The sequence below is a fragment of the uncultured Campylobacter sp. genome, from assembly GCF_938031315.1.
GTDB lineage: Bacteria > Campylobacterota > Campylobacteria > Campylobacterales > Campylobacteraceae > Campylobacter_B.
Genome location: NZ_CALHHT010000309.1, coordinates 1 through 7,772, shown reverse-complemented (window position 1 = coordinate 7,772; position 7,772 = coordinate 1). Strand labels below are relative to the sequence as shown.

9 protein-coding genes and 1 pseudogene are annotated in these 7,772 nt (G+C 40.2%); all 10 read right to left on the bottom strand.

The annotated features are described in order from the left end of the window. A pseudogene (locus Q0236_RS07685) lies at nt 1-191 on the bottom strand (pilus (MSHA type) biogenesis protein MshL); the annotation flags it as partial. Further along, a complete protein-coding gene (locus Q0236_RS07680; protein WP_297916625.1) occupies nt 169-528 on the bottom strand; it encodes a hypothetical protein in 360 nt (119 codons plus the stop codon). The pseudogene Q0236_RS07685 and the gene Q0236_RS07680, both read right to left, overlap by 23 nt. A 68-nt stretch (nt 529-596) precedes the next feature. Then, nucleotides 597-1,250, bottom strand: coding sequence for a hypothetical protein (locus tag Q0236_RS07675; RefSeq protein WP_297916623.1), 654 nt, complete (start codon nt 1,248-1,250; stop codon nt 597-599). Beyond that, on the bottom strand, nt 1,250-2,770 hold the full coding sequence (locus tag Q0236_RS07670) for a hypothetical protein (protein WP_297916621.1): 1,521 nt from the start codon (nt 2,768-2,770) through the stop codon (nt 1,250-1,252). Before Q0236_RS07670 ends, Q0236_RS07675 begins: the two co-directional genes overlap by 1 nt. A gap of 62 nt (nt 2,771-2,832) precedes the next feature. Then, entirely contained in the window at nt 2,833-3,702 is an 870-nt protein-coding gene (gene era, locus Q0236_RS07665) for a GTPase Era (RefSeq protein WP_297916620.1), read from the bottom strand. Nucleotides 3,703-4,199: 497 nt separating this feature from the next. Beyond that, nucleotides 4,200-5,519 (bottom strand): HslU--HslV peptidase ATPase subunit, encoded by a 1,320-nt coding sequence (gene hslU, locus Q0236_RS07660; protein WP_297916618.1) that lies wholly within the window; start codon nt 5,517-5,519, stop codon nt 4,200-4,202. After that, nucleotides 5,516-6,064 carry an ATP-dependent protease subunit HslV gene (gene hslV / locus Q0236_RS07655; RefSeq protein ID WP_297916616.1) on the bottom strand — a complete coding sequence of 183 codons (549 nt, stop codon included), beginning with the start codon at nt 6,062-6,064 and terminating at the stop codon, nt 5,516-5,518. Before hslV ends, hslU begins: the two co-directional genes overlap by 4 nt. Beyond that, entirely contained in the window at nt 6,057-6,500 is a 444-nt protein-coding gene (gene rplI / locus Q0236_RS07650; protein ID WP_297880930.1) for a 50S ribosomal protein L9, read from the bottom strand. Before rplI ends, hslV begins: the two co-directional genes overlap by 8 nt. Before the next feature lie 249 nt (nt 6,501-6,749). After that, nucleotides 6,750-7,229 (bottom strand): DUF5362 family protein, encoded by a 480-nt coding sequence (locus Q0236_RS07645; protein WP_018498078.1) that lies wholly within the window; start codon nt 7,227-7,229, stop codon nt 6,750-6,752. Between the two features lie 111 nt (nt 7,230-7,340). Beyond that, nucleotides 7,341-7,742, bottom strand: a complete 402-nt coding sequence (mscL, locus tag Q0236_RS07640) for a large-conductance mechanosensitive channel protein MscL (RefSeq protein ID WP_036060140.1) — start codon at nt 7,740-7,742, stop codon at nt 7,341-7,343. Nucleotides 7,743-7,772: the final 30 nt, after the last annotated feature.

Below are 7,772 nucleotides of genomic sequence, written 5' to 3'. Positions count from 1 at the left end.
GAAAAGCGGCACATATCGGATAGCTGAGTTAGCATCTCGTTTAGCGTAACGGTATCGTTAATCTTAATATTTAGCGCCTTTCTATCGCAGTTACCTGCAGTTGCGGGAGCGGCATATAGACTAGCAGCCGTAACAGACAAAGCAAGCATAGCAGCTATGCTAAACTTTTTACTTATATGTAATAATGACATTTTGACTTCCTTGTTTTAGTGTTAGTTCGACTTTATTTTCATCGTCGTTGGTAATAATAACGCTATTGCCCGTTATTTGCACGATCTTATATGAGACTACATACTCGCCCAAACCATACCACTTATCGTTTAGCTTAACCTTATCGCCCATAATACCTACTAGCTGATAACCTAGATCCACCTGCTGATTAGCTTCTCTAGGCACATTGGCTTCTTTAGGATAAAACGGATCTTGCAAAGAAGCTATCTGCTCATCGCTAAGACCCACTCTAGGCTTACTAAGATCATCGAATATCGCATCGTATTTAGCTTTATAGGCTCCATTACTAGGCGCCACCGTCTGATTATTATCTACAGCAAATAGAGCAGTAGAAAGTAGCAAAGAGCATAAAATTAACTTTTTCATTAGTAATTTACTCCCCAGATAGATATACCGATGCTTCCACCGATTTTGCCATTTTTAGTGGCATTGATATCCATCTTATTTACATCTACGATCATCTCCGATTGTTCAATAAGGTTGATATACCTAAGGACGTTCGAAAATGCTCCTTCAAATTTCACATCTATATCCAGCAAAGCCTCAGGCTGAAAAATTTGTTTGATGCTAGGCTCTCTTCTATCGCTGTGAATAGCGTAAATTTTAATATTGTTATTCTCTGCGATCGTTGAAAGGCTATCCATAAATTTAGCCCAGTTCTTTTCATTATAGGTAAGCTTTGAAATTTCTTTTAGCTTGCCGTCTAGATACCCACGCTCTTCAATAATATTGTTAAGGTTGGTCCTAGCACCATTGAGGATATTGCGTTTATTATTAACAAAAGCCTCAGGATCACCACCAAAAAACTCGTTATACTCTCTTTGTGCGCCCTCAAGCTTAGTCGTGGCAGTACTTAGATTTGTTTCGCTCTCTTCTAAATACGGATCCGCATAGTTACTCAAAATAAAGTAAGCTACCAAACCTACAAACAACAAAGCTATGTAAAAATAGTTATTTGCACTATTTCCCTTGGAGGCAAACCATTGATCAAGTTGATCTAATGAACTTTTCTTTTTCATTATTTAACCTCCACACTGATATTACTATCGTAAAAGACGGTTTTATTACCCTCTTGTAGTGCGATTGTTTTGGTATCCACGCCATACACCTCTTTTTTACTGATATCCTCTAAAAGCTCGGTCATCTGCTTATCGTTTTTGGTGCGCACCTGAACAGTTAGAGTCCTATTCTCATCACCGATCCTAACCATATTGCCCTTATTTTTAACAACCATATTGGTTAGCTCGAAAATAGAAACGCCTTTCATGGCGTAATTGTTTTTCTTATCTGAGATAGCGTTAATTAGTTCGCGCCTGTCGTTAAGCTCCTTACCACTCTTAGTAGCCTGGGCATTTACCTCTTTAGTCTCTTTATCCAAACGCGCACTTTCATCTCTAGCGGGACCCATCTTTTCCTCTAAACCTTTATATTCGCTAGTTTTATCATCAGCTACCATATTATTATAATATCCATAGCCGAAGTTATACGCAGGATACGCAGCCCCAAGTAAGCAGCCTAGCAGCATATAGCCTATCAGCTTGCCGGTTGATCTTTGAGTCAAAGGCGGAGGTCTCATAAACGGCGAGTAGTTGTGATCGTCGTCTTTGGTAGCCAAATAATCCTGGCCGACTAAAAACATCAACACGTCTAATTGAGTTAGCGGATATTCCTTCGCATTGATAGCGATGCTGAAGTTAAAATCTCTATATCTTAGCTTCAGATTATTCTCTACAAAAACCTCTATCGCAGGAATTTTGCCGATATCCGTTCCGACATAGACGTTTTGGATATTAACGTTATAAATTTTGCTAATACCGCCCAACACGTCATTGATATAATAAAACATATCATCGAAGATCTGTATCATATAATCGCGTTCGGTCGGATTTTCTAAATTTATACCTTGATTAGAGAGCAGTCTGTAGAAGTTCTCCTCATCTATCCTGCTGCCGATCAGCTCGACATATTTCTCGTGCAAGAATTTTAGATTGTATCTTACCTGGCGGGATTGAAAATATTCGCCATTTTGATACACTACTAAAAATGCATCATTTCGTTGCAAATATATGAAACAATCGATTCCGTCTCGGGTCAGAACGCCTCTATTATACAAGCCCTCGTATAAAAACGGAGCCATCGCGATGTAATCGATGTAGTTCGTCCTAGCAGCGATCGCATCAAATTCAGAAGTGAGTTTGGCATTATCTACGACGAAGACGTTAAAAATTCTATCGTCACCGGTAGCGCCTATTACCTCACTATAGGTGATTTTGTAATCCAAAGCGGTGTCAAGCCCCAGCTCCTCATACACCTTAACGACGATCGCATCTAAAAGATCCGCGTCCTCTACCGATCTGCTTATCTCGACCGTCGCAGTCATTATATCCTTATACGGAATATATGAGACGTAAGTTTCCTTCGCACGATTCGCTTTTGAGAAGTCGTGCTCGAAAACTTCATTCTCACTTAGACCGAATATGGTTTGCGTGACTTTGTTAATCGCAACAATCGAACTAGCATTTTTACTATTCTTTGCCATAACACTCCACTTCCAAATGAAATTTTCTACGCTGCTAATACTAATAGAAATAAAATAAAATGTCAATAGATAAAATCAGTTTTTACCCTAAATTCGTCATTTTTCCAGCTTTTTTTTACAAAAACTGTTAATTTTAAGTAAATTTTGACCTTAGAAAAATTTGAAATTAACTTTTTGGCTCGAATTCCGATTCGCTTGATCGCCTCGCCGTTTTTGCCGATCAACATCTCTTTGTGTGAATTGCTGTCCGTTATGATCCGCGCATATACCGAGATCAGACCCGGTTTTTCGACCACTTTTTCCATCACGACATCGCTGCAATACGGGATCTCGTCGCTCATACTCTCAAAGATCGCCTCAAGTATGAAATCGCGATAAATTTCACGCTCATTGGTTGCGCTTAAAATTTCGGGATCGTAAAAGTACTCATGCTCGGGCAAAATTTTACAAATTTCGTCTAAAACCTGCTTTTTATAGACCTTTTTTTTGATGCTAACGGGGATTATCGCTTCGAATTTATCGGCAAATTTTTGATATTGCAGCAGCTTTTGCACGATCTTTTCGTCGTTTGCTTCGTCTATTTTGGTTAGAATAACGATGTGTTTGGTGCTGGGGTTTAAATTTAAAAATTTTTCGTATTCCGCGGTATCGTCGTGCACGGGCGCCAAAAATAGCACCAAATCGCAGCCCTCAATCGCCCCGAGCGCCACTTCGACCATCAGCTTATTCATCAGCTTGGCGCTTTCGTGCAGCCCCGGCGTGTCCGTGAAAATCACCTGATCTGCGCCGTTCATCGCGATGCCGTTAATCTTGCGACGCGTGGCATTGATCTTGTGCGAGACGAGCGAAATTTTCTCGCCGCAGAGATAGTTTAACAGCGAGCTTTTGCCTGCATTGGTCCGCCCGATGAGCGTTACAAATCCGCTTTTCATATTTTCCTTAAATTTATAAAATTTTATCCTGCTTGCGACTGGGGCATTAAACCATAGCAAGCAAATTTAAAATCTCGTTTTGCGCAGGCTGGCTCTTGCACGAGCGGCTAAATTTTGAAATTCTGCCATCACATAAGTGGGTAAAATTTAAAATTTCAAGCCGCGCGATAGCGATAAATTTTACCCGCCTCGGCGCAGAATTCTATCCACTTTAAATCTCGCGAGCCGCGAATCCTGCAACTTCGTAAATTATCTACGAAATTTTAAATTTTATCCCACGCCGACATTATATATAGTCAGCACTGCATAAAATTTAGATCATTCCTGAAATTTTACAGACTTAAAATTTCAAAGTATCGCCAAATTTAAAAGGATTAAATTCTGCGCATTTTTAAAATTTCGCCAAATCTCAAACCTAAAATTCTAGCGCTTTGCAAATTTAAAAACCGCAAAATTCCGCGGCTCCGCAGAATTCTAAGAGTAGCTGTCGCGCCGCCTTATAAAATATATTTCGCCAGATCCTCGTCACTTGCGATGCCTGCGAGCTTTTCGCTTACGAGCTTTTCATCCACGACGATCTTTTGCCCTTTAAACTTATCCGCTTCGAAGCTGATATCCTCAAGCACCTTTTCCATTATCGTATGCAGCCTTCTAGCGCCGATGTCTTCGACTTTTTCGTTCGTGCTCGCCGCAAATTTCGCGATCGCTTTAACCCCGTCCTCGCTAAATTCCAACTCCACGCCCTCGGTTTTTAAAAGCGCCGAGTACTGCTTAAGAAGCGAATTTTTTGGCTTGGTTAAAATTTCGCACAGCGCCGCCTCGTCTAAGCCGTCGAGTTCGACGCGAAGCGGGAAGCGCCCCTGAAGCTCGGGTATGAGATCGCTCGGCTTGCTGATATGAAAGGCGCCCGCGGCGATAAAAAGGATGTGATCGGTGTCAATATTGCCAAATTTCGTGCTTACGCTGCTACCCTCCACGATCGGAAGCAGATCGCGCTGCACCCCCTCTTTGCTCGGATCCTGCCTACCGCTATTGCCGCTTGAAACCGCCACCTTATCGATCTCGTCGATAAAGATGATACCCTCGTTTTGCGCGCGCCTAACGGCTTCGGCTTTGATACTCTCCATATCTAAGACCTTCTCGCTAGCCTCGCTTTTAAGGGCAACTTTGGCGTCTTTTACTTTCATCTCTTTTTTGCTCTTGCGTGTCGAAATTCCGATTACTTTGATGAAGCTTTCCTGCATATTCGCCATCTCGGGCGGTAAATTCGGATTTGATTCAAGCGCGTTTTCGCTTACTTCAATCTCGATGCTAAGATCGTCCAGATCGCCGCGCTCGAGCTTAGCCGCCATCTTTTCGTAGCTTTTTTCATAATCTGCGATCTTCTCCTCACTCGCGCCGCGCGGAAGCGGCGGAAGGACTTTTTCTAAAATTTTACGCTTGATATAATCATCGATCTTGTCTTTGTTCTTTTCAAATTCCTCGCCGCGCACTAAATTTACCGACGCGGCGGCCAGATCGCGCACCATGCTCTCCACGTCGCGCCCCACGAAGCCCACCTCGGTGTATTTGCTCGCCTCGACCTTGATAAAAGGAAGTCCGAACATCTTCGAAAGCCTGCGCGCGATCTCGGTCTTACCTACGCCGGTAGAGCCGATCATCAGGATGTTTTTGGGCATCACCTCGTTTTTCATCTCATCTTCAAGCGCCATTCTGCGGTAGCGATTTCGCAAAGCCACCGCTATCGTGCGTTTGGCACTATTTTGCCCGATTATATATTCGTCTAATTTTTCTACAATCTGCTTTGGCGTCATCATTTCTTTTCGTCCCAAATTGCGTATGTTTTGATGTTTTCGTTCGTGTAAATGCAAATCTCGCCCGCGATCTTAAGGCTTTGCTTTACGAGCTCCTCTTCGTCTAAGCTTGCAAATTTATCCAAAGCTCGCGCCGCGCTAAGAGCGTAATTTCCGCCGCTTCCGATCGCCGCGATCTTGCCGTCATCCGGCTCTACCACGTCGCCCGTGCCGCTAAGCAGAAAGATATTTTTGCGGTCCAGTACCAGCATCATCGCTTCGAGCTTTCGCAGATACTTATCCTTGCGCCACTGCTTGCTAAATTCTATCACGGCCCTTAAAAGATCACCCTTTGCGCCATCTAAGCACTTTTCAAACATATCAAAAAGATTAAACGCATCGGCGGTGCTGCCCGCAAAGCCTGCCAAGACGTTACCCTCTTTGCCGATTTTTCGAATTTTAGTCGCATTGCCTTTTAGGACGGTGTTTCCGAACGTAACCTGCCCGTCGCCGCCGATGACGGAGCCCTTCGCGCCTTTGTAGGCTAAAATGGTAGTCGCTTCAAACACTAGCCACCTCTATCTCAAATTTAGCGCTTATACCGTGCTTTAGCTTGGCATTTACGTCGTAGATCCCGGTCGTTTTGATGGCTTCGGTCTCTAAAATTTTCTTATCGATTTCGATCCCCTTTTGCTCTTTTAGCGCGGTTGCGATCTCATCTTTGGTCACCGAACCGAAAAGTGCGCCGCTCTCGCCCGTCTGCTTTTCGATCTTTACGCGGATCTTGGCTAGCTCCTCGGCTAGTTTCTGCAAGCTTGCGACCTCATATTTTTCAAGCTCGGCTTGCTTTTTCTTATCCGCTTCAAATTTACGCAAAACCTCAGTCGTAGCGGCTTTGGCGTAGCCTTTCCCGATTAAGAAGTTATTGCCGTAGCCGTCCTTGACCTCCTTTACCTCGCCCGCCTTTCCGAGCCCCTTAACGTCTTTGATCAGTAATACTTTCATCCATTATCCTTTTAAATTTAGCTTTAAATTTATAAAATTTTATAGCGGCGCGGGCGGATCTGAAATTTAATGAAATTTCATGAAACCTGCCCGCAGCCGCTCGCGCTTTTTCGATAAATTTTAAAATTAAAATTTAAAAATAACAATTGAGAGTATAAATTTTTTGTGTAATTATAGTTTGAAATTCATATTTATTAAATTATATATATTTACATAAAATTTTAATACTCTCATTTTAAATAAAACTGTTTATAAGATTGTATCATTGGCTAAAGCAGCTATTACACATACCATAAGAAATCCATAAAAAAGAATACCAATAATAATACCAACTATTATAAAGATAATATATAATTTTAAGGCTTTGGACTGTTCATTGAAGTACGTTTTTAATTGTTCTCCATCCTTCATAATAAGTGTATCTTCCAAAGCATTTGCTGATTTAAAAAATTTGATTGAAATTATAATAGTAAAAATTCCAAGAAATAGTATTAATATTTGGAAAGCTCCTACAATAACTCCTAAAACTGATAAAATTTTTATTACTGTTGCCATAAATCTCATATTTTTTACAGTTAGATCATCTAGAGTTAAGGTAATCGAGCCATTTATATTTTCATTAAAATTTGAATTGCTGGAATTATTTGTTACTTCATTTCTTATTCTGTCTAACTCTTCTATATTATGATTTGAATGATGTTGTTCATTTTTATTATTTTCAAAATCCATAATAACCTCCATAATATTTTAATTTAAATTTTTAAATAATTTTAATATTAAATTCAAAAAAAGATTAAACGGAATAATTTTTTCTATTCCGTTCATAAATTATAATTTTTATTATTTATTTTTTAAAATATCCCTGATTTCAGATAATAATACTTCTTCTTTTGTTGGTTCAGGTTCAGCTGGTTTTTCAGTTGTAGCAGGTTTTCTTAATTTATTTACAAATTTTACCATAAGAAAGATAACAAAAGCCATAATAAAGAAATTAACTACATTTTGAATAAATAATCCATATTTTACTGCAGCTTCTGGAGTAGACCCGTTAGCAGGCGTAATAACTAATTTTAAATTTGAAAAATCAATTTTCCCTAAAATTATTCCAATAATAGGCATAATTATGTCATCAACTAATGAAGTTACTATTTTTCCAAAAGCAGCTCCAATTATAACTCCAACTGCAAGATCCATTACATTTCCTCTTGATATAAATTCTTTAAATTCTTTAAACATAAATATAATCTCCCTTCAAATATATATCGTTAATTA

What these genes read in the sequence shown, in the direction of transcription:
- rplI (WP_297880930.1), bottom strand. Translation starts at nt 6,500, where the DNA reads ATGAAAGTATTACTGATCAAAGACGTTAAGGGGCTCGGAAAGGCGGGC.
- Q0236_RS07670 (WP_297916621.1), bottom strand. Translation starts at nt 2,770, where the DNA reads ATGGCAAAGAATAGTAAAAATGCTAGTTCGATTGTTGCGATTAACAAA.
- hslU (WP_297916618.1), bottom strand. Translation starts at nt 5,519, where the DNA reads ATGATGACGCCAAAGCAGATTGTAGAAAAATTAGACGAATATATAATC.
- Q0236_RS07675 (WP_297916623.1), bottom strand. Translation starts at nt 1,250, where the DNA reads ATGAAAAAGAAAAGTTCATTAGATCAACTTGATCAATGGTTTGCCTCC.
- Q0236_RS07645 (WP_018498078.1), bottom strand. Translation starts at nt 7,229, where the DNA reads ATGGATTTTGAAAATAATAAAAATGAACAACATCATTCAAATCATAAT.
- era (WP_297916620.1), bottom strand. Translation starts at nt 3,702, where the DNA reads ATGAAAAGCGGATTTGTAACGCTCATCGGGCGGACCAATGCAGGCAAA.